The sequence below is a fragment of the Pseudoselenomonas ruminantium genome (assembly GCF_900113715.1).
Lineage (GTDB): Bacteria > Bacillota > Negativicutes > Selenomonadales > Selenomonadaceae > Selenomonas_A > Selenomonas_A caprae.
In genome coordinates this window covers 17305-38923 of the sequence record NZ_FOQK01000029.1, presented here as the reverse complement: position 1 = coordinate 38923, position 21619 = coordinate 17305, and the positions used below count along the sequence as shown (strand labels likewise).

General features: G+C 53.9%; 18 protein-coding genes and 2 tRNA genes. 3 read left to right on the top strand and 17 right to left on the bottom strand.

Annotation, left to right across the window (positions count from 1 at the left end):
- Positions 1–275, top strand: a 275-nt coding sequence (locus tag BM181_RS12955) for an IS3 family transposase (protein WP_143092203.1), incomplete at its 5' end; no start/stop codon positions are given.
- Positions 276–386: 111 nt separating this feature from the next.
- Here BM181_RS12955 and BM181_RS12950 read toward each other — a convergent pair.
- The 5 genes from BM181_RS12950 to BM181_RS12930 form a co-directional block, all read right to left on the bottom strand.
- Entirely contained in the window at positions 387–962 is a 576-nt protein-coding gene (locus BM181_RS12950; protein WP_256211386.1) for an ATP-binding protein, read from the bottom strand.
- The gene (locus BM181_RS15805) at positions 916–1065 is read right to left on the bottom strand and encodes an RNA-binding domain-containing protein (RefSeq protein ID WP_371263046.1); all 150 of its coding nucleotides are present in this window, start codon (positions 1063–1065) and stop codon (positions 916–918) included. The genes BM181_RS12950 and BM181_RS15805 overlap by 47 nt, the downstream gene beginning before the upstream one ends.
- A gap of 158 nt (positions 1066–1223) precedes the next feature.
- Positions 1224–1820 (bottom strand): recombinase family protein, encoded by a 597-nt coding sequence (locus BM181_RS12940; RefSeq protein ID WP_075445564.1) that lies wholly within the window; start codon positions 1818–1820, stop codon positions 1224–1226.
- 141 nt (positions 1821–1961) lie between these two features.
- Positions 1962–5486: a pyruvate:ferredoxin (flavodoxin) oxidoreductase gene (nifJ, locus tag BM181_RS12935; protein WP_075445563.1), complete on the bottom strand. Its 3525-nt coding sequence runs from the start codon at positions 5484–5486 to the stop codon at positions 1962–1964.
- 311 nt (positions 5487–5797) lie between these two features.
- Complete coding sequence (locus BM181_RS12930; RefSeq protein ID WP_075445562.1) at positions 5798–7174, bottom strand: amino acid permease; 1377 nt, start codon at positions 7172–7174, stop codon at positions 5798–5800.
- Between the two features lie 197 nt (positions 7175–7371).
- Here BM181_RS12930 and BM181_RS12925 point away from each other — a divergent pair, with 197 nt between their 5' ends.
- Positions 7372–7659 (top strand): hypothetical protein, encoded by a 288-nt coding sequence (locus BM181_RS12925; protein ID WP_075445561.1) that lies wholly within the window; start codon positions 7372–7374, stop codon positions 7657–7659.
- Between the two features lie 90 nt (positions 7660–7749).
- Here the strand turns inward: BM181_RS12925 and BM181_RS12920 are convergent, their stop codons facing one another.
- The 4 genes from BM181_RS12920 to BM181_RS12905 all read right to left on the bottom strand — a co-directional run bounded on the left by BM181_RS12920 (position 7750) and on the right by BM181_RS12905 (position 12826).
- On the bottom strand, positions 7750–8007 hold the full coding sequence (locus BM181_RS12920; protein ID WP_143092202.1) for a hypothetical protein: 258 nt from the start codon (positions 8005–8007) through the stop codon (positions 7750–7752).
- A 344-nt stretch (positions 8008–8351) separates the two neighbouring features.
- A tRNA-Pro gene (locus BM181_RS12915) sits at positions 8352–8428 on the bottom strand.
- Between the two features lie 67 nt (positions 8429–8495).
- The gene (locus BM181_RS12910; protein WP_075445559.1) at positions 8496–11567 is read right to left on the bottom strand and encodes an efflux RND transporter permease subunit; all 3072 of its coding nucleotides are present in this window, start codon (positions 11565–11567) and stop codon (positions 8496–8498) included.
- A 2-nt stretch (positions 11568–11569) separates the two neighbouring features.
- Positions 11570–12826, bottom strand: a complete 1257-nt coding sequence (locus BM181_RS12905) for an efflux RND transporter periplasmic adaptor subunit (RefSeq protein WP_075445558.1) — start codon at positions 12824–12826, stop codon at positions 11570–11572.
- Positions 12827–12996: 170 nt separating this feature from the next.
- Between BM181_RS12905 and BM181_RS12900 the strand changes: the two genes are divergently transcribed.
- A complete protein-coding gene (locus BM181_RS12900; protein ID WP_075445557.1) occupies positions 12997–14157 on the top strand; it encodes an FprA family A-type flavoprotein in 1161 nt (386 codons plus the stop codon).
- Between the two features lie 59 nt (positions 14158–14216).
- Here the strand turns inward: BM181_RS12900 and BM181_RS12895 are convergent, their stop codons facing one another.
- The 8 genes from BM181_RS12895 to rfbA form a co-directional block, all read right to left on the bottom strand.
- Positions 14217–14657 carry a hypothetical protein gene (locus BM181_RS12895; protein ID WP_075445556.1) on the bottom strand — a complete coding sequence of 147 codons (441 nt, stop codon included), beginning with the start codon at positions 14655–14657 and terminating at the stop codon, positions 14217–14219.
- A gap of 97 nt (positions 14658–14754) precedes the next feature.
- Positions 14755–16086 carry a sensor histidine kinase gene (locus BM181_RS12890; RefSeq protein WP_075445555.1) on the bottom strand — a complete coding sequence of 444 codons (1332 nt, stop codon included), beginning with the start codon at positions 16084–16086 and terminating at the stop codon, positions 14755–14757.
- Positions 16086–16763, bottom strand: a complete 678-nt coding sequence (locus tag BM181_RS12885; RefSeq protein WP_075428839.1) for a response regulator transcription factor — start codon at positions 16761–16763, stop codon at positions 16086–16088. Before BM181_RS12885 ends, BM181_RS12890 begins: the two co-directional genes overlap by 1 nt.
- Before the next feature lie 119 nt (positions 16764–16882).
- Positions 16883–18391, bottom strand: coding sequence for an IMP dehydrogenase (locus tag BM181_RS12880; protein WP_075445554.1), 1509 nt, complete (start codon positions 18389–18391; stop codon positions 16883–16885).
- 473 nt (positions 18392–18864) lie between these two features.
- Positions 18865–18940: transfer RNA gene (locus BM181_RS12875), tRNA-Ala, on the bottom strand.
- A gap of 90 nt (positions 18941–19030) precedes the next feature.
- Positions 19031–20074, bottom strand: a complete 1044-nt coding sequence (gene rfbB / locus BM181_RS12870; protein ID WP_075445553.1) for a dTDP-glucose 4,6-dehydratase — start codon at positions 20072–20074, stop codon at positions 19031–19033.
- A 21-nt stretch (positions 20075–20095) separates the two neighbouring features.
- The gene (rfbC, locus tag BM181_RS12865) at positions 20096–20656 is read right to left on the bottom strand and encodes a dTDP-4-dehydrorhamnose 3,5-epimerase (RefSeq protein WP_075445552.1); all 561 of its coding nucleotides are present in this window, start codon (positions 20654–20656) and stop codon (positions 20096–20098) included.
- A 19-nt stretch (positions 20657–20675) separates the two neighbouring features.
- Positions 20676–21548, bottom strand: a complete 873-nt coding sequence (gene rfbA, locus BM181_RS12860) for a glucose-1-phosphate thymidylyltransferase RfbA (RefSeq protein ID WP_075445551.1) — start codon at positions 21546–21548, stop codon at positions 20676–20678.
- Between the last annotated feature and the right edge of the window lie 71 nt (positions 21549–21619).

Genomic DNA, 21619 nt, shown 5'->3' with positions numbered 1-21619 from the left:
AGTACACCAATAAGTTATTCCGCGCCAAAATTGAACAGGCTGGTATGACACAAAGCATGTCCCGTGTAGCACATTGCCTAGACAATGGCCCCATGGAAGGCTTCTGGGGTATCTTGAAGCGCGAGATGTACTACAGGCGCAGATTTACTTCCCGGCAAGAGTTGGTTGAGTCAATTGAGGAATATATAAGATATTACACTTATGACAGACCACAGCGTCATTTAGGCATACGAACCCCAAGTGAGTACCACGAAAAACTGGTTGGAGCTGCATGAAAAAAGCTGCTCGCATTAGTTGCGAGCAGCAATGAATATTTTTATTTTTTTACCTGTCCACTTGACGGGGAGCACACCATAAGGATGGCGTTTTCGCACTTTTTATTATATTTATTTTCCCTTTACCGTTTGATATTGCTGCTTTCTGCTGCGCAGCTTATCCGGCAAGGTGAGTTTCATTTGTCCAGACTCAACCAGAGTCGCAATATAACGACTATAGATATACGAAAAAGTACCAATGTTCATGAAATCCTTGATTTCTGCTCTAGTACGCGGGATACGGCAGAATTCCAGCAGGGATGCTGTACCGCTCTCCGGCTCAGTATCTTTCGTCTCCTCCCGCTGCTCTGCTACTTGCGCGTTGAAAAAAGTTACTACAAATTCATTCCGCCGGTTCTCAAAAACCGGCTCTGGCAGACCATGCAGTTTCATCTCACGGCGCATTGTCGGTATACCTGAGTATCGATTCTCAGCACGCGTCAGTGACTCTGTCATTGTCGCCAAAGCTGGATTCCGAAGATCCGGCCTTGCTACCCCAAGCTGGTCTACAGTCATACGCCCATATAGATTCCCAGGGCTATGGATTTCGATTCGGTTGCGATAAAGCAGCAACTGTATCGGCGTGCCCTCAGTATAGATGCTATAGTCGCGGTGCACCACAGCAGTGTTTGAAACCTTCCTTTTCATCAATGCCAAAGAAGAGCGTTCCGCCTCCATCCTGATTGGCAAAACTGGACAATGTATCATAGAGCCTTTTCGGACAGCCGCCATGTGCTGCTTTTATTTCCAAGTCTTGTCGCTCCGTCTTTTATTTAAAATCCATTTCGTTAACTCAACAAGTTCTTCAGTTATCATTTCGTATTTCCTCCTTTATCTTAATTTTTAGCGTAATAACTTAACAAATTCAAGGTTTTGTTAAGTTATTGCGTTGTTTTGTTAAGATATTTATTAAATTACTTCCATTTCGCGAACCTTACGGTAGAATGTTGCTTTGCTGATTTTGCAAACTTGCAAAATCTCTTCGCGCGTTATCTTGTTGCTACGCCATTTGCTGACGAGGGCCGGGAAATTTTGGGGGACATGAATCTCGGGTCGGCCGAAGCGTACACCTTTGGCTTTGGCGGCGGCGATACCTTGCGCCTGGCGCTTGCGGATGTTGTCGCGCTCGGATTCGGCGACGAAGGATAGTACCTGCAGGACGAGGTCGGAGATAAAGGTGCCGAGCAAGTCTTTATATTGGCGCGTGTCCAAAAGCGGCATATCGATGACACAGATATCGATGCCCTTCTCCTCAGTCAGATAGCGCCATTGGTTCTGGATTTCCTTGTAATTGCGCCCGAGACGGTCGATGCTCAGGATATAGAGCAGGTCGCCAGCTTTCAATTTCTTTATAAGTTTTTGATAGTTCTGCCGCTGGAAATCCTTACCGGACTGCTTATCGATGTAAATGTTTTCTTTCGGAATCTTCAGTTCCTCCATGACCCGCAGCTGGCGCGCCTCGTTCTGATCAAGACTTGACACCCGGATGTACGCATAGTTTTTCATTGTTCATTCCTCCTATTGACTGGTAAAAAATACCTCTCACTAGGAGTACATAAACGTTTGGGTGCAAAAAGCAACCATACAAATAAAAAAAGAGGACATTCTCATCTTACCTGAGAATGTCCTCGCGTTATTTATAGGATATTATTTGCCAGCGAGGGCTTTGTAGCCTTCGTAGCGTGCCTTGGCATCGTTCTGTGTCTTCTCGAAGAGTGCTTCGGCTGCCTCTGGGAACGAACGCTTGAGGTTGATGTAGCGGTTCTCACCCATGAGGAATTCCTGGAACTTGTCGAAGTCCGGCTCTTTGGAGTCGAGGCTGAACGGATTCTTATCCGTTCCGATAAGCTGCGGGTTGTAACGGTAGTTAGCCCAGTAGCCGCACTCGACAGCGAGTTTTGCCTCGAGCTGGCTGCAGCCCATGCCCTTGCGGATGCCGTGGTTGATGCACGGTGCATAGGCAATGATGAGGGACGGGCCTGGATATGCCTCAGCCTCCGTGATTGCCTTGAGGAGCTGGTTCTGGTCAGCACCCATAGCGACCTGTGCCACATAGACATAGCCATAGGTCTTGGCCATCATGCCGAGATCTTTTTTCTTCGTCTTCTTGCCTGCTGCTGCGAACTGTGCGATAGCTGCTGCCGGCGTAGCTTTCGATGCCTGGCCGCCCGTGTTGGAGTAGACCTCGGTATCGAATACGAATACGTTGACATCTTCGCCCGATGCGAGGACATGGTCGACACCGCCGTAGCCGATATCGTAAGCCCAGCCGTCACCGCCGAAGATCCACTGGGAACGTTTGACGAAGTAGTCTTTGTTCTCGTAGAGCTTGTTCAGCAGTTCATCGCTGCCCTTCTCGGCCTCGAGGAGTGCCGTGAGTTTATCTGCGCGCTCGCGGGTGCCATTGCCGTTGTTGAGGTTCTCGAACCAGTCGGTCAGAGCGGCCTGCAGCTCCGCACTGCCCTTGCCAGCCTCAACGGCTGCCTTGGCATCAGCTGCCAGGCTGTCACGGACGGATTTCGTACCGAGGAACATACCGAGGCCGAACTCCGCATTATCCTCGAACAGGGAGTTTGCCCAAGCCGGGCCATGTCCCTTGTGGTTCTTCGTGTACGGCATAGCCGGTGCACTGCCGCCCCAGATGGAGGAGCAGCCCGTAGCGTTCGCTACCATCATGCGGTCGCCGAAGAGCTGGGTCAAAAGTTTTGCATACGGCGTCTCGCCGCAGCCTGCGCAGGCACCGGAGAACTCGAACAGCGGCTGCTCGAACTGCGAGCCGAGAACCGTTTCTTTCTTCATCGGGTTCTTCTTCGGTGCAACCTTCGCTGCATCGACACCATAATCGAAGTATACCTGCTGTGCCTTGAGCTCATCGTCAAGCGGCTTCATATCGAGCGCCTTGACCGGGCAGACCTGAGCGCAGTTGCCGCAGCCGAGGCAGTCCATCGTGGATACTGCCACCGTAAAGTTGTAATCCTTGATGGCCTTCGTCTTCTTGGACGGGAATCCTTCTGGAGCTGCTGCGAGCTCTTCTTCCGTCGTCAGTACCGGACGGATCGTAGCATGCGGGCAGACATAGGAGCACTTGTTGCAGCCAATGCACTTTTCCGCATTCCATACCGGAACACTGATTGCCGTGCCGCGTTTCTCATAGGCCGTGCCGCCCAGCGGGAACGTGCCGTCTGCCATCTCGCCTGCAAACTTGGAGACCGGCAGCTTGTCACCTTCCTGACGGTTCATGACTTCCTGGATTTCCGTGATAAATGCCGGCGCATCTTTTTTCTCGACTGCCGCATCCTCGGCATTTGCCCAGTCAGCCGGCACATCTACGCGATGCAGTGCCTCGATGCCTTTATCGATGGCACCGTTATTCATATCGACGATATTCTGGCCTTTCTTGCCATAGGATTTGACGACTGCATCCTTGAGGTAATCCACTGCCGTATCGATAGGAATGATGTTCGCGATCTTGAAGAATGCGGACTGCATGACCATGTTGAAGCGGCCGCCGAGGCCGAGTTCTTTGGCGATATCTACGGCGTTTACCGTGTAGAACTCGATGTTGTTCTTGGCGATGAAGCGTTTCATATAAGCCGGCAGATGTTTCGTGAGCTCTTCATCCGACCAGACCGTGTTGAGCAGGAACTTGCCGCCCTTCTTGAGGCCTGCGAGCAGGTCGTATTTATAAACATAGGACTGCTGCGAGCAGGAGATGAAGTCTGCCTTGTTGATGAGATACGGGCTGTTGATTGGCTGCTTGCCGAAGCGCAGATGGCTCATCGTGATACCGCCGGACTTCTTGGAGTCATAGGCAAAGTATGCCTGGGCATACATATCGGTCTTGTCGCCGATGATCTTGATGGCGCTCTTGTTGGCACCAACCGTACCATCCGAACCGAGGCCCCAGAATTTGCAGGCCGTCGTGCCTTCCGGCGTCAGGTCAACATCGCTCATGACCGGTGCGAGGCTCGTGTTCGTGACATCGTCTTCGATACCAATGGTGAAGCCATCTTTCGGAGCATCTTTCTTGAGTTCCTCGAATACCGCAAAAATCTGATCCGGCGTCGTATCTTTGCCGCCGAGACCGAAACGACCACCGATGATAATCGGATTCATATCCGAGTTGTAGAACGCTGCCTTGACATCGAGGTAGAGCGGCTCGCCCAGCGAACCCGGCTCTTTCGTATGGTCGAGGACCGCAACCTTCTTGACCGTCTTCGGCAGGAACTGGAAGAAGTGCTTGAGAGAGAACGGACGATAGAGATGGACATTCATGAGGCCGACTTTCTCGCCGTTCTGGTTGAGGTAGTCGACTGTCTCCTGGACAGCCTGGCATACCGAACCCATCGCGATGATGATGCGATCAGCATCCTCGGCACCATAGTAGTCGAAGAGATGATGCTCGCGGCCCGTGATCTTTGCCATGTCAGCCATAGCCTCTTCAACGAGGTCCGGCAGTGCGTTGTAGTATTCGTTCGAAGCCTCGCGGCTCTGGAAGTATACGTCCGGGTTCGTGGCCGTACCGCGGATGACCGGATGATCCGGGTTCAGTGCGCGGCGGCGGAACTCCTTGACTGCATCCCAGTCGAGGATCTTGGACAGATCATCATAGTCGACTACCTCGATCTTCTGGATCTCATGGGACGTGCGGAAGCCATCGAAGAAGTTAATGAACGGCACACGGCCCTTGATGGCAACGAGATGTGCCACAGCCGAGAGGTCCATGACCTCCTGTACGCTTGCCTCAGCCAGCATAGCGCAACCCGTCTGGCGGGCAGCCATGACATCCTGATGGTCGCCGAAGATGTTCAGCGAGTTAGCAGCCAGTGCACGCGCCGATACATGGAATACGCCTGGCAGCAGCTCACCAGCAACTTTATAAAGGTTCGGAATCATCAGCAGGAAGCCCTGGGATGCCGTATACGTAGTCGTCAGAGCACCAGCCTGCAGCGAACCGTGCACAGCACCTGCTGCACCAGCCTCAGACTGCAGCTCGATGACGCGGACGGTCTGACCGAAAAGGTTTTTCTTGCCTTTGGCTGCATCCTCGTCCACATGCTCAGCCATCGGAGAAGACGGCGTAATCGGATAGATTGCCGCAACATCCGTAAAAGCATAAGAGATATAGGCGGCAGCCTGGTTGCCGTCCATGGTTTTCATCTGTTTGCTCATGTTATTTGTTTGCTCCCCTCTTTGATAAAATACCAGAGTACATAAATAGGATAGCGCAAAACCGCTATCGCTTCAGTAATCTATGTTACCAATATAAATAGCTCGATAAATTTTGCGTATATCCCGCGTAACTATCATTATATATCGTAGACGAACAAATGTAAATATAATGTTACAGGTTTACATATAAATAAAGCCTTCCCCTATGGGGAAGGTGGCAGACAAAGTCTGACGGATGAGGTAAACGATTGACATGTCAGAACCTCATCCGCCCCTGACAGGGCACCTTCCCCAAGGGGGAAGGCAATTATTTACATATTCTCTTTGCTGTGGCGATAGCCATAGGCGAAGTAGATTACGAGGCCGACGGCACTCCAGATCCAGAACCTCTCCCAGGTCATGGCCGACAGATTATACATGATATAGGCGCAGCTGGCGATCGAGAGGGTGCCCATGACGTAGATGGCCGGGCAGCGGAAGGGCCGGTTGATATCCGGATACTTCCGGCGCATGACCATGACGCCGATCGAGGAGACGATGAATGCAAACAAGGTACCGACGCTGCACATCTCGGCAACGACATTGATCGGCGTAAAGCCGCTGATCAGCATGACGGCAAAGCCGACGATGACCGTGATGCGATGCGGCGTCGCATATTTCGGATGGATCTTGCAGACGCCCTGCGGAATCAGGCCGTCGCGGCTCATCGCATAGAACGCACGGGTCTGCGCATACATCATGACGAGCAGTACTGTCGTAAGCCCCGCGATGGCGCCTGTGCCGACGACAGCTGAGCCAAAACGATAGCCAAGCTCACGCAGGACAAAAGCCACCGGCTCGGCATTGTCAAGCTGCGTGTACGAAACATTGCCGGTCATAACGGCTGTCACGGCGATATATAGCAACGTACAAATCAATAAGGAAGCGATAATGCCGGTAGGCATATCGTGCGCCGGATTCTTCGTTTCCTCCGCCGCCGTCGCAATCGAGTCAACGCCGAGATAAGCAAAGATAATGACTGCCGCACCTGCCGATACGCCCGCAAAGCCAAACGGCATGAACGGCTCCCAGTTCGCCGTGTCCACCGTCGGGGCCGCCAGGAACAGGAACAGGAAGATCGCCAGCAGCTTGACGCCGACGAGAATCTTGTTGACCGTGACGCTCTCACGCACGCCACGTACGAGCAGGAACGTCAAAAAGCCTGTAATCAGCACAGCTGGCAGATTCACGAGGCCGCCGTCCGCAGGAACCATCGTGTACTCAGCCGGCAGGACGATGCCCGCTGACTTCAGCAGGCCAACCACATAGGCCGACCAGCCGCCTGCGACTGCACTCGCCCCTACGGAATATTCCAGCACCAGGTTCCAGCCAACCAGCCAGGCCCAGAATTCGCCCACCGATGTATAGGCATAGGCATAGGCACTGCCCGCGACCGGAATCATAGCGGCCAGCTCCGAATAGGCCATGCTGACAAAACCGCAGGCGATGCTCGCTATCAGGAACGAGAGCATCAAGGCCGGCCCTGCATACTGGGCAGCCGCGACCCCCGTCAGCACGAAGATGCCCGTGCCGACGATGACACCGATGCCGAGCAAGGTAACATCCAGCGAGCCCAACGCCCGCTTCAAATGCGATTTTGACGCATCGCTTTGATACTCCGCGATGCTTTTTGTGCGAAAGATTCCCATAGGAACACTCCTAACCACCTGAATTGTATTCTCCGAATAAACATACTGTTGTATTATAGCATATGAGCGGACAAAAATGAATTTGTTTTTTGTAAAGTTGCAATCCGCCAGCAGGAAATCCCTCTCACGCGTCGAATAAATACCCAACAGAACAGACCGATAGATAAACTGGGATAAAGCAAGGAGTGTGGCGTCCGATGATCAAGAACATGGCAATCTATGTTATCCTCAAGCTCGAGTATGGCAAGGGGCAGGAAAACGTCTATACCAGCATCCTCAACGTGACCTCAAGCAAAAGCACAGCGGAAACCTTCAAGGAGCACTACGAGGAGGAATTCGCAGATGAAATCGAGCATGAGCATAACGGCCGCTTCGTCTCCATCCGTTTGCACAAAGCGCTGATCCAGCTCGACGACGAAATCGTCGCCCCGGATATGTTTATCCGCTTTATCGGCGATAAGAATGTCAAAGACGTATTCAAATAGTTTTGTGCAAAAGCTGTGAATCAACACAGCCACCCAAAAAGGCGGGCCGCAGGCTAAAAATAGCCAGCGGCCCGCCTTTTATATGATATTTTACTGCCTTTTCACCACTTCATCATTTGTCTTATAGTAATTTGCCCGCGACTGCTTGCTTACCAGCAAATACCCTTGCTCTGCTAAATTATACAGCACCCTTTGCCGGAAATAGCTTGAATCACTTATGCCAAGATAGGCAGCAATATCAGCCGCCTTATGTGCCTGACTATAACAATACCCCATTACCTTTTCATCATGTTCCGTCCCCTTATGTACCGGTGTATATATAAGATGTGTCCCTTCTGCATCACTCATCCCCTCAGCAAAAGTCAAATCCGGCAGCCAGCCAGCCTACCACATCCTCTCGATTGAGTTTTCCTTTATATTCTGTTTGATAATTTTCCAATTGTACATCATCTATCAGTTCTTCTATAAACATGATGTTGTCTCCTCTGCATTGTGAACTTGCTTCAACTATACTTCAGAGTAACTTCAAAGTCAACTTCAAAATAACTTCAGTCAACTTCAACAAACTTCATAACCCCCCAGAAAATAATCCCTTCAGCCAAAGTTCTGGCTAAGACACCTGTAAAACAAAAACGGAGCTATGATAAATGGTTTCCCATTTCATCATAGCTCCGCTTACCTTGTCATAATAATGGTCGGGATGACAGGATTCGAACCTGCGGCCTCTTCGTCCCGAACGAAGCGCGCTACCAAACTGTGCCACATCCCGACAACGTAGACTATTATAACGCGTTAAAAAGGATAATGCAACCCCTTTTCGAAAAAAAAGTAAAATTTTACGCAGATTTTTTTCGCTGATAGAAAAACAAGAAGATAATCGGGATGACCAGCAACGTAAATACTGTCGAAGTCAGCAGGCCGCCAATGATGACCCAGGCCATCGAAACGCGCGTCTCGCTGCCGGCCGTCATCGCCAGAGCCGTTGGCAGCATGCCGACCATCATCGTCAACGTCGTCATGAAGATTGGCTTCAGGCGCACCTTGCCGGCCTCCACAATGGCCTCCAGCGCCGTGCGCCCCCTATCCATCAGCGTCAACGCATAGTCGATCAGCAGGGTGCCATTCTTGGCGACGATGCCATCCATGACGAGGATGCCGATCATCGAGTAGAGATTCAGCGTGTTATGCGTGATGAACAGCAACAGGATCGAGCCGATAAGGCCCAGCGGCAGCGAGAACATGCGGATGAACGGCGTGACCACCGACTCGTAGAGCACCGCCAGCAGCATATAGATGAGCACCAGAGCCAGGAACAAGGCACTCAGCAGGTCCGCAAACGTGTCGTTCATGCGCGTCGCCTGCCCCTTGAACTGGTAGTTGACCGAGTCGCCCAGCTTCGCCTTCGCCAGTGCCTTCCGCGCATCCTTCATCACGTCGCCGATAGGCCGGCCGCTGACGTTCGCACCGATGGCGATCGCACGCTGCTTGTCGACGCGGCGGATAGTCACTGGGCCACGGCCGTTCTTTATCTCGGCCACATCGCCGAGATAGATGAGCTTGCCCCCCGACAGGATCGGCACATGGGCGACATCCGAAGGCTTATAGCCATCGGCGCCCTTGAAACGCACCTTGATATTCGTATCGAGACCATTATTGCGGCTGTCATTTTTAAGCTCCCCTGCCGAAAGGCCCGAGATCGCCGAAGCAAATGCCGTATCGACATCAGCCAGCGTCGTGCCATACGTCTTCAGCTTCTGCCGGTCAACCGTCAATTGCAGCTCGGGCATGCCCTCCGTATAGGAGCTGTTGACATCGGTCAGCCCCTTGACATCATGCTTGAGGATATCCATGACGCGCTCAGCTGCGGCACTGAGCTCCTCATTGTTGTTGCCGCGCAGCTCGATCTGCAGCGCGCCGCCGCCATTGCGGGCACCGCCGCCTCCCGAGATCCCCGCGACATTGCTCTGGGTCTCCGCCACGCGGATCTCCGCATCGTTTATACCCGCGGCAAAATCGCGCACCTCATTGGCTACCTCCCAGACCGTGCGCGAACGGTCCTGGCGCGGCACCAGCTGTACCTTGATGCGGCCCTCATAGGCCGTCGAGCCCCCCGCATGGGTCATATAGTATTTGACCTCAGGGATCGTTTCGAGTTTCTCCTCCAGCTGCCCCGCGATGCGGTTGGTCGTCTCCGCCGAGGCACCGACCTGCCCCTGGATATTGATGGTGAAGCTCGATTCATCCGTCTGTGGCATATACTCCATGCCCACGATCCCCAACGGCACCATGGCGATGACGCCCGCAAACACCGCCAGGATCGTCACCAGGAGCTTCTTCTGGTGGCCAAGGCTCCAGCCGAGCAGCCGCCCATAGCAGTCAACTGCCCGCTCCTCCAGATTATCCATGACTGCCCAGAGCATCCTCTTATCGGGATGGTAGCCGCCGCGGAAGAAGCGCGAGGCCAGCATCGGCGTCAAGGTGAACGAGACAAACAGCGAGAAGAAGCCCGCAAACACGATGGTCAGGCCGAACTGCCGGAAATACTGGCCGGTCATGCCCTCCATGAAGGCAATCGGCATGAAGACCGCCGCATCGCAGAGCGTGATGGCGATTGCAGCCATACCGATCTCGTTACGGCCATTCTCCGCCGCCAGCTTCGGTTCCTCGCCCATCCGCAGGTGACGCGTGATATTCTCAAGCACGACGATCGAATCGTCGACGAGGATACCGACGCAGAGCGTCATGCCCATGAGCGACATCATATTGAAGGTGAAGCCCGCCAGATACATGACGAAGAACGTCGCGACCAGCGACGTCGGTATCGCGATCATGACTGCCGCCGTCGACCGCCAGCCGCGCAGGAACAGGAACAAGACCAGTCCCGTCGTGATCAGGCCTTCGACCAGCGTGCCGAGCGTGTTATGCAGCGAGTCCTGCACATAGTCCGCATCATTCGAGACGACGACGAACTGATAGTCGGGATAGTTCTTGCGCAGCCGTTCGACGGCCTTCAGGATATTGCCCGCCGTCTCGACCACGTTGGCATCGCTGTTCTTATAGATCAGCACATTGATGGAGTCCTCGCCGTTCAGCCGGCCATAGCGCGCGCGGCGTGCATCCTGCTCGCGCACCGTCGCCACGGCCGTCAGCGGTATCATCCTACCATCGGCATTCTGCACCTGCACCTGCTCAATGTCCTTAGCCGTCTTATACTGTGCCACCACACGGACATCGGACTTCGTCGTCTCCGTATAGACCGAGCCGGAGGGCAGCAGCTGGTTCTCATTCTTGATAGCCGACGAGATCTTCGCCAGCGTCAGCTTATAGGCCGCCATCTTATCACGGTCGACTTCGATGGCTACCTCCTTGTCGCGCCCGCCGTGCAGCTCGATTTCCGATACGCCGCCGGCCTGCTGCAGGGTCTCCTGGAAGACGTTGTCCGTCATCGAATAAGTGTCGGCCAGGCTATGCTGGCTGATGACCGCCAATTCGACGATTGGCTTGGCATTGATATCACGCTTGATGACCACCGGCGAGTCCGCTTCATCGGGCAGCCGGTTCTTGATCGCCTCGACCTTCTTGGTCGCATCGATGGCCGCCGTATCGGCATCCGCCCCAAAATCGAGCTCCAGCATGATGCGTGCGCGCTCATAGCTGGCCGTCGAAGTGATCTTCTTGACGTTGGAAACGGAGGACAGGGCATCCTCGACAGGTTTGACGATTTCCTGCTCCACGGAGTCCGCGCTCGCCCCCGGATATTTGACCGTGACCGTGACAAAGGGCGTATTGAGGGCCGGCAAGAGCTCCACGCCAATGCGGTAGTAGCTGTACATGCCGAGCACCACAAAGAACAGGACAATCATCGAGATGCCCACCGGACGATTGATGGAAAAACGCGTCAGATTCATTGTCATCCCTCCACGTTATTGTCCACATCCACCTTGATGCCGGTCTGCAATTTATCCTGATTGGATACCACCACGACATCGCCATCGGCCAGGCCGTCGAGGATCTCCTCAGTCTCGTCATTCATCAGGCCGATCTTCACCTCGCGCTCCTCGACCGTGCCATCATCCCTGAGCACGAACAGCGTCTGGCGGCCGTTGCGCGAGAGCACTGCCCCCTTGGGCACGAACAGCGTATCCCGCCGCTGCAGGATATCGACGGCCGTATGGGCAAACAAGCCCGCCTTGATTTCGTCACTCGCCGTGTCGAGCTCGATGCGCACCTGATAGGTCTTGGCACTCTCATCCATCGCCGGGCTCACATAGACGATGCGGCCTGCATAATCTGCCCCCAAGGCATCGATGGTCACCTTGACCTCCATGCCGGGCTTCAGTATCGCCGCATCGCTTTCCGACAAAGCGCAGTCGACATTCAGATGGCTGTTGTCGACCAGCGAGAGCACCTTGGTGCCCGCCGTCACGATGGCGCCAGCCTCGACATTGCGATAGCCGATGACGCCATCGCGGGGTGCCCGCAGGAGCATATCTTCGCGCTGGCGGCGCAGCGCATCGGTCGCATAGCGCTGCTTCTCGGCCGTATACTGCTTGGACTGGACGCTGGCTGCATCGCCGCCCTCGACCTGATTGGCCAGCACCTCAAAAGCGGCCTTGCTGGCCATATATTCCTGCTCAATCGAATCGAGCGTATTCTGCGAGATCGCACCAATCGAGAAGAGATAGCGGTTGCGCTCGTATTTGCCCTTTTCGAGCTCATAGGCATTCTTGGCCTTGATGTAGTTCGCATCGTAAGTCACCGCAGCCTCGCGGGCATCGGCAGCCGCCGCCCGCGCCGCTGCCGCATTCTGGTTGATGGATATATCGAGATCGCCCGTATCCTGCACCATGAGCACCTGCCCCGCCTTGACTTCATCGCCAAGATTTACGCAGACTTCCGCCACACGGCCGGTATACTTCGGCGCTAACGCGACATTCGCATCAGCAACCGTCTGCCCAGACAGGACGATATGGCGCATCATATCCCGGCGTGTGACTTGCTCCACCTTGACCAGCGGATTACCATGGCGCACTTTCTTCTCCGTGTTGCGCGCATTGCCGAAATAGAAATACAAGGCCGCAGCCAGAAACACCAGCACCGCCAGCATGGCAGCCAGCTGCTGCCTGCGGCTCAGCTGTTGGAAATTGTAACGGAAATTATGACGCATATGATTGCTCTCCATTCAGATTCTCTGTCTATCGTTTATCGCTTTATTGCTCATATTGTAGCACCTCCCAAGATAAAAAGGGAAGGTTATTTTTGCCTGCCGGCAGGGAATCCCTGTCATATTGCAGAATACTTTCCTATAAAATACGACTTGAAAGCGAGGCCTACGTCATGCAAGCAGTTGAAATCCGTAAAGACATCTACTGGGTCGGCGCCATCGACTGGTCCATGCGCAGTTTCCATGGCTACCAGACGGGACGCGGCACCACCTATAACGCATATCTGATCCTCGACGAGAAGATCACGCTCATCGATACGGTCAAAGAAACCTTTGCCGCCGAGCTGCTCGCGCGTATCTCCTCCGTCATCGATCCCGCCCGGATCGACTACATCATCTCCAGCCATGTCGAGCCCGATCACTCCGGGGCCATCCCGTTCATGATGGAGCATTGTCCCAACGCCAAGATCATCACGAGCCTGCCCAATGGGCTGAAGGGACTCACCGCCCGCTATGGCGATCTCCCCTATGAGGGCGTCAACGCCAACGATACCATCAATATCGGCAGCCGCACCTTGCAGTTCGTTCCGACACCGATGCTTCATTGGCCGGACAGCATGGTCACCTACTGCCCCGAGGAGAAGATCCTGTTCTCCAACGATGCCTTTGGCGAGCACCTCGCCTCCTCCCAGCGCTTCGACGACGAAAACGATCTGCCGACCGTGCTCTGGGAAGCCAAGAAATACTACGCCAACATCCTGATGCTCTACGGCCGCCAGGCTCAAGCAGCCTTCCAAGCACTCAACGGGCTCAAGATCAACATGATCGCCACAGGGCACGGCATCATCTGGCGCTCCCACATCGACGATATCCTCGCCTGCTATCAGAAATGGGCCGCTTGTGCCGTCGAGGAGCGCGCCGTCGTCGTCTTCGACAGCATGTGGCACTCGACGGAGACCATCGCCCGCACGATTGCCGAGGCCTTCGAGCAGCGCGGCATCCCCTGCGCCTACTACGACATCAAGGAGAATCACCTCTCCGATATCATGACCGATATCATGACGGCCAAATACCTTGCCGTCGGCTCACCGACCATCAACAATCAGATGTTGCCGACGATTGCCAGCTTCCTCTGCTATCTCAAGGGACTTTCCCCGAAGCGTCATCAGGGATTCGCCTTCGGCTCCTACGGCTGGGGCGGGCAGAGCATCATGCAGGTCGAGGAAGAACTCAAAGCCGCCGGCATCGAGATCATCCTCGACAAGATCCGCATCGCCAATGTCCCGACTGCCGAGCAGCTCCAAGCCATCACGCAGAGCATCCAGGCTCTATGAGCAGATATACGAAAAAGCCGCGTCCGTACGAATACGGCGCGGCTTTTTCATGCCCTGCATCACTTGATTACCTTGAAGTTCTTTAGGAGTTCCCTCTTCTCGTCCTCCGTCATGGCCGAGCGCTTGTTTTCGCCCTCTACCATTTTCAGGCAGGCCTTTTTCTGCTCCTGCTTTCGTTCCTGGCCGAGAGAAACCGTGCGAATATGCTTATCGTCGTGGAGGAGCTCCAGCATATTGAGCTTTTCCAGCAGGTCCTTCAGATAGCCCTTCGCACGAGCTTTGCGTATCTGACCGGCGAGCTGCACAGCCGCTTGGTCTTGCAGTTCGAGAAGGCTCCCACGCTCCAACGTAGAAGCATCCATGAACTTGCCCAAACCAATGCGGTTCAGATAAGATGTCAGGTTTCCCCGGAAATAGGCCAGCCGCATCCTTTCTTGAAGGCGGATGGCTGCCCGGACAAGGATTCCATCAAGGCGTTCATCAAAACTTGCATGTTTCATGAAAACACCTCCGTGATGAAAACTTGCTCATATATAGGAAGTATTCGCCCCTTGCTCATATATCTCCTGCTAAAAATATCAACTTTACAATTTTTTCTTATGCAGTCGGTACCGGTGTGCTCTTGCCGACAGCCTTTGTCTTCATCTTGAGCGTGACCAGGAAGGTCGTCCCCTTGCCAAGCTCACTTTCGATCTGGATCGTGCCCTTGTGCAGCTCGACGATTTCCTGTGCGATGGCCAGCCCCAGGCCATTGCCGCCCATCTCACGCGAGCGGGCCTTATCGACGCGGTAGAACCGGTCAAAGACTTTCTCCTGATCCTCCGGCGAGATGCCGATACCTGTATCCGATACCGCCAGGCAGACCTTGCCCTTCTCCGCCTTGCGGAACTCCACCGTCACCTTACCGCCCTCGGGGGTATACTTGACCGCATTGTCCACGAGGATCAGCACGAGCTGGCGGATCTTCTGCTCATCGGCATGGATGATCGCCTTAGGCAGGCAGTCGGCCACCAGCGTGATTTTTTTCTGCTCTGCCAGCGGCTGCATGAGGCGCGCCGTCTGCGCTGCTACGGCACCGAGATCGAATTTCGACGGCTTGAGCTTCAGTGCCTTGTTGTCACTGCGCGCGACCACCAGCAAGTCGCTGACGAGCTTCGTCATCTTCTTGACTTCGTCACGCACATCTTCGATGACCTGCTTGAGGAACGGCGACTTGATGGACGGATCATTCTGCAGGAGATCGGCTGAAGCCATGACGACGGCCAGCGGCGTTCGCAGCTCATGGCTGGCATCCGCTGCGAACTGTCGCTGCTTCTCATAGGCCGACTTGAGCGGTACCATGGCCTTGCCCGAAAGCAGGTGACCGACAATGGTGGCGATGATAAGGGCCAGCAGGCCTAAAGCTGCCATGATGGACGTGGCCTTCTCCATACCATTGTAGAGCGCCGTGACATCCTTGCCGACATAGACCACCTGCGGTGCCATGCCCGGCTCGCGGATCTTCTGCATCGTCATCATGATCTTGGTCTTATGACCGTTCTCCCGCGGCTTGGTCACGACAGTGACTTCGCCCTCCGCCCCATTCCACTGGTTCATGACATCGAGAATGAAAGGCTCGATGCGGAACGAAGCCCGGGCAAAATTCAGCAGCCGGCCATCGCTGTCGAAGACATAGAAGAACAAGCGGTCATTCGTGCTCTTATAGGCCACCGTATCATCGATGACCAGCTCCGGATGCTGGTTCAGATAGCGCTGTGCCTCGGACACGTTGTCTGCGGTATCCCAGAGCTCCCGCGCCTGCTCAGAGCGGATGGACCACTCCATCGACTGATGCATCGCAAAGATCAGCACCGCCAAGAAGATGATCATGACCAGCGAATAAAGCATCGTCAGCTTGCGGCGGCTTTGCCCGAAAAGGTTCTCTGCCATTATTTATGGGCCTCCAGCTTATAGCCGACCCCGCGGACGGTCTTGATGATCGTATCACCGTCGCCCAGATCGAGCTTCTTGCGCAAAATCTTCATATACGAATCGATGTTGTTCGAGCTGACATCCGACTCCAGACCCCAGATGCGGTCGAGGATGATGTCACGCGGCACGACGATGCCGATATTCTGCGCCAGCAGATCGAAGATCTGGAACTCACGCGGTGACAGCTGGATGACATCGTCCTTTTTCTTGAGGACCTTCGCCGTGCGGTTCAACGTGAAATCGCCGACCTCGACGACATCCTGCTGGATCTTCTGCGTGCTGCGGCGCCCCAACGCGCGCAGGCGGGCCAGAAGCTCCGCAAACTCGAACGGCTTCACGAGATAATCATCCGCCCCGGCATCCAGCCCCGTCACCCGATCCTCGACCGAATCGCGCGCCGTCAGCATCAGAATAGCTTTCTCATAGCCCTCGCGGCGCAAGCGGCTGCAGGCATCCACGCCCGTTTCGCCCGGCATCATCCAATCCAGCACCAAAATGTCATAGTCCGTATACATGGCATATTCATAGATATCGCTGCCATTGGTCACCCACTCGACCTGGATATCATTCTGCTCCAGCATATATTTCGTCAGCTTGCCCAGCCGTTTGTCATCCTCTGCTAAAAGTACGCGCATCGTAACGCCTCCTAAAAGTTTCTATCTGTTATTATTATACGCTTATTATCTTGAAATTCCACTGAAAAGAAAAAGCCACCCCCGCAAAACGGGAATGGCTTCGATCTCTTATTCGCTTATCAGTCGCGGCCCAGACGATCTTTGAGGATGACGTCGTGGGAACCACCCTCGACAATACTCGTAGCCGATACCAGCGTGAGTTTTGCCTTGTCGCGGAACTCCGGCAGGCTCAGCGAACCGCAGTTGCACATGGTGCTGCGGATCTTGGCGAGCGTCGTCTGCACATTGTCCTTGAGCGGACCAGCGTACGGGACATAGGAGTCAACGCCTTCCTCGAAGGACAGCTTGCGCGCACCGCCGAGGTCATAGCGCATCCAGTTGCGGGCGCGGTTGGAACCCTCGCCCCAGTACTCCTTATAATACGTGCCGTTGACCTTGACCTTGTCCGTCGGGCTCTCGTCGAAACGGGAGAAGTAACGGCCGAGCATCAGGAAGTCTGCGCCCATAGCCAGTGCCAGCGTCATATGGTAATCATGGACAATACCACCATCGGAGCATACCGGAATATAGATGCCCGTCTCCTCATAGTAACGGTCACGCTCAGCGCAGACATCGATAAGGGCCGTAGCCTGGCCGCGGCCGATGCCTTTCGTCTCACGCGTGATGCAGATGGAACCGCCGCCGATACCGACCTTGATGAAGTCTGCACCAGCCTCCGCGAGGAAGCGGAAGCCTTCGGCATCGACAACGTTGCCGGCACCGACCTTGACATCCTCACCAAAGTTCTCATGGATGTACTTCAGCGTGATGCGCTGCCACTCAGAGAAGCCCTCGGAGGAGTCAATGCAGAGGACATCGGCACCAGCCTTCAAGAGGGCCGGAACACGCTCGGCGTAGTCACGCGTGTTGATACCAGCGCCGACGATATAGCGCTTGTTCTTGTCGATGAGCTGGAGCTCATGCTCCTTGTTATCCGTATAATCTTTGCGGAACACCATGTAACGGAGGTGCTGGTTCTTGTCGACGATTGGCAGCATGTTGAGCTTGTTTTCCCAGATCATGTCGTTAGCCTGATTGATCGTCGTGACTTCCTCAGCCTTGGCATAGATGAGGTTCTCGAACGGCGTCATGAACTCTTTGGCCTGCGTGTCCAGCGACATGCGGGAAACGCGATAGTCACGGCTCGTGACGATGCCCAAGAGCTTGCCATCCGGCGTGCCGTCTTCGGTAACAGCCATCGTCGAATGGCTCGTTTTCTGCAGAAGATCAAGAATCTCACCAAGGGTCGTGGTCGGTTTGATGTTGGAATCGGAGCTGACAAAACCAGACTTATAGTTCTTGACGCGAGCGACCATAGCAGCCTCTTCCTCAATCGTCTGCGAACCATAGATGAAGGACACGCCACCCTCCTGAGCGAGCGCGATTGCCATCTTGTCGTTCGAAACTGCCTGCATGATGGCCGAAGTCATCGGGATGTTCATGGAGATTTTCGGCTCCTCACCCTTCTTGAACTTCACCAGCGGAGTTTTAAGCGATACATTGTTCGGAATGCATTTGTCCGAGGAATAGCCCGGAACAAGCAGATACTCGCCAAAAGTGTGTGATGGTTCTTCAAAATAGAATGCCAACGTAACCCCTTCTTTCTTGATACTTTAGAAACTACCTACGCAATAGTACACGGTGTCTGTGTATATTGTTATATATGTTAATATACTTGCGAATACATGTCAATCTCAAACTAAAGTTCGCTTTACAATGTTACACTTTTGTGTTTTATCAGCCCAACATAACAAAAGCAGCCGGACTTTTCATCTACCATCCAGCTGCTAATCGTCAATATTCTGTTTTGTCGTCTCCATTCGTTTACCTTTGGGTAGCGTTCTTACGGGCCCATCGGACTCCCCTCCTTTGTAGACCTTCTCCTCTCCAGGAATCTGATTTTCCGTTGGCTAGCTATTACCTTTTCAGAAGTATCAGTTCCTTTGACTTGCCTATATTATAGCGCACAGTTATCATAATGTCAATAATTTTCAAACTATTTGCGGAAATTTTCCTCACATAACAAAAAAGAACCTAACTTCCGTTAGGTTCTGTCATTTCATGGTGGAGACAAGGAGGATCGAACTCCTGACCTCTTGAATGCCATTCAAGCGCTCTCCCAGCTGAGCTATGCCCCCACATTATTCAGTTGCCAGAGGCTTTGTGCCGCCAACATGTAATATTATAAAGGGGATGACCCACTTGTGTCAACCCCTTTTTCATATTTTTTAGATTTTCGAGAATTCTAAGGACGAACGGCTGCCATACATGCGCTCGTAGTAGTTCTGATAATCCCCGCTGATGATATTCTCCCACCAGCCGCGATTGTCCAGATACCATTGGACCGTTTCCTTGATGCCATCCTCGAAACGCGTCGTCGGTTCCCAACCGAGCTGCTCGCGGATCTTGGTCGGATCGATGGCATAACGGCGGTCGTGGCCCTTGCGGTCCGTGACAAACTCGATGCTCTCCTCGCCCTTGCCGAGCTCACGCAGGATCGTCTTGACCACATCGATATTCGCCCGCTCATTGTGGCCGCCGATATTGTAGACTTCGCCGACCTTGCCCTTCTGCAGGATGAGGTCGATTGCTGCACAGTGGTCCTTGACGAAGAGCCAGTCACGCACATTGAGACCATCGCCATAGACCGGCAGCTTCTTGCCCGCCAGCGCATTGATGATCATGAGCGGAATGAGTTTCTCCGGGAAATGATACGGGCCATAATTGTTCGAGCAGCGCGAAATCGTAACCGGAATCTTATAGGTGCGATGGTAAGCCTGCACCAGAAGGTCAGCACCAGCCTTCGATGAAGAATAGGGGCTCGACGTATGGAGCGGCGTCGTCTCCGTAAAGAACAGATCCGGCCGGTCAAGCGGCAGATCGCCATAGACCTCATCGGTCGATACCTGATGATAACGGTCGATGCCATACTTGCGGCAAGCATCGAGCAGGACACTCGTACCGATGATATTCGTCTGCAGGAAGATCTCCGGATTCTCGATCGAGCGGTCAACATGCGACTCAGCGGCAAAATTCACGATAACATCGGGCTTCTCCGTCTCAAACATCTTATAGACCTGCTGACGGTCAGCGATGTCACCACGGATGAACTTGAAGTTCTCCTTCGTCATGGCTTTTTCCAGCGTCGCCATATTGCCGGCATATGTCAGCTTATCATAGCAGATGATCCTATCATCCGGATGCTTCTCGAGCATGTAATAAACGAAATTCGCGCCAATAAAACCAGCACCGCCGGTTACAACTATATTCATATCGTGATTCCCCCTTGGAAGTTATTCCCCATAGACAAAGTTAAGATCCATGCGCGCTTTGAGCAGAGGTGCCTGCTGATCCTTCTCCGACAGGATGACCGGCTCGATTGGCCACTCAACACCGATGTCGGGATCATTCCAGCGGATGTTGCCATCACATTCCGGCGCATAGTAATTATCCGCCTTGTACTGCACCTCTACATCATCGGTCAATGTGATGAAGCCATGGGCAAAGCCGCGCGGAATAAAGAGCTGCTTCTTGTTCTCAGCCGAAAGCTCCACACCTACCCACTGGCCATACTGCGGCGAACCCTTGCGGATATCGACCGCCACATCAAAGATTTTGCCGCGCGTACAGCGCAAGAGCTTAGCCTGGCACTTGGGGTTCAGCTGATAATGCAGACCGCGCAGCGTCCCCTTCTGCGCCGAGAAGGACTGGTTATCCTGCACGAAATCCACCTTTATGCCTGCCTCTTCCATCTTGCGCTGCGACCAGCTCTCCATGAACCAGCCACGCGCATCGCCAAAGACCTTCGGCTCCAGGACAAATACACCCTTCAATCTTGTTTCTGTTGCTTTCATTGCTATCTCTCTAACTCCATCATTCATTCAACATATTGATCAGATACTTGCCATATTCGTTCTTCAGCAGTGGCTGCGCCAACTTCTCGACCTGTGCTGCATCGATATAGCCCATGCGATAGGCGATCTCCTCGATGCAGGCGATCTTGAGACCCTGGCGCGCCTGGATCGTGCGCACAAAAGCTCCGGCATCCAGGAGCGACTCATGTGTACCCGTATCCAGCCAGGCATAGCCGCGGCGCATCTTCTCAACCTTGAGCGTGCCGCGTTCCAGATACACCTTGTTGACATCGGTGATTTCCAGCTCGCCGCGCGGCGACGGCTTAATGCTCTTGGCAATATCCACGATATCCTTGTCGTAGAAGTACAGCCCCGTGACGGCATAGTTGGATTTCGGTGCAGCCGGTTTCTCCTCCAGGCTGAGTGCCTTGCCCGCCTTGTCAAACTCGACCACGCCATAGCGCTCTGGATCGGAGACATAGTAGGCAAACACCGTCGCCCCCGTATCAAGCTGCGCCGCCCGCTGCATGGCCTGCGCGAGATCTGAACCGTAGAAGATATTGTCGCCGAGCACCAAAGCACAGGCCTCGCCGCCAATAAACTGCTCGCCGATCAGGAAGGCCTGGGCCAATCCATCCGGACTTGGCTGCACCGCATAGGAAATGCTGATGCCCAGCTGACTTCCGTCTCCCAGCAGCCGTACAAACAGCTCCTTGTCCTCCGGCGTTGTAATGATCAGGATATCATTGATTCCCGCCAGCATCAGCGTGCTCAGCGGATAGTAGATCATCGGTTTATCGTATACCGGCATAAGCTGCTTCGAGACAACTTTCGTCAGGGGATAAAGTCGTGTTCCCGAGCCGCCTGCCAGAATAATTCCCTTTTTAACCAAAAGAAAAACACCCCCGGTAATTTTGTCGTATCTATATAAGTATACAACAAACAGAGATGTTTTTCCTTCTT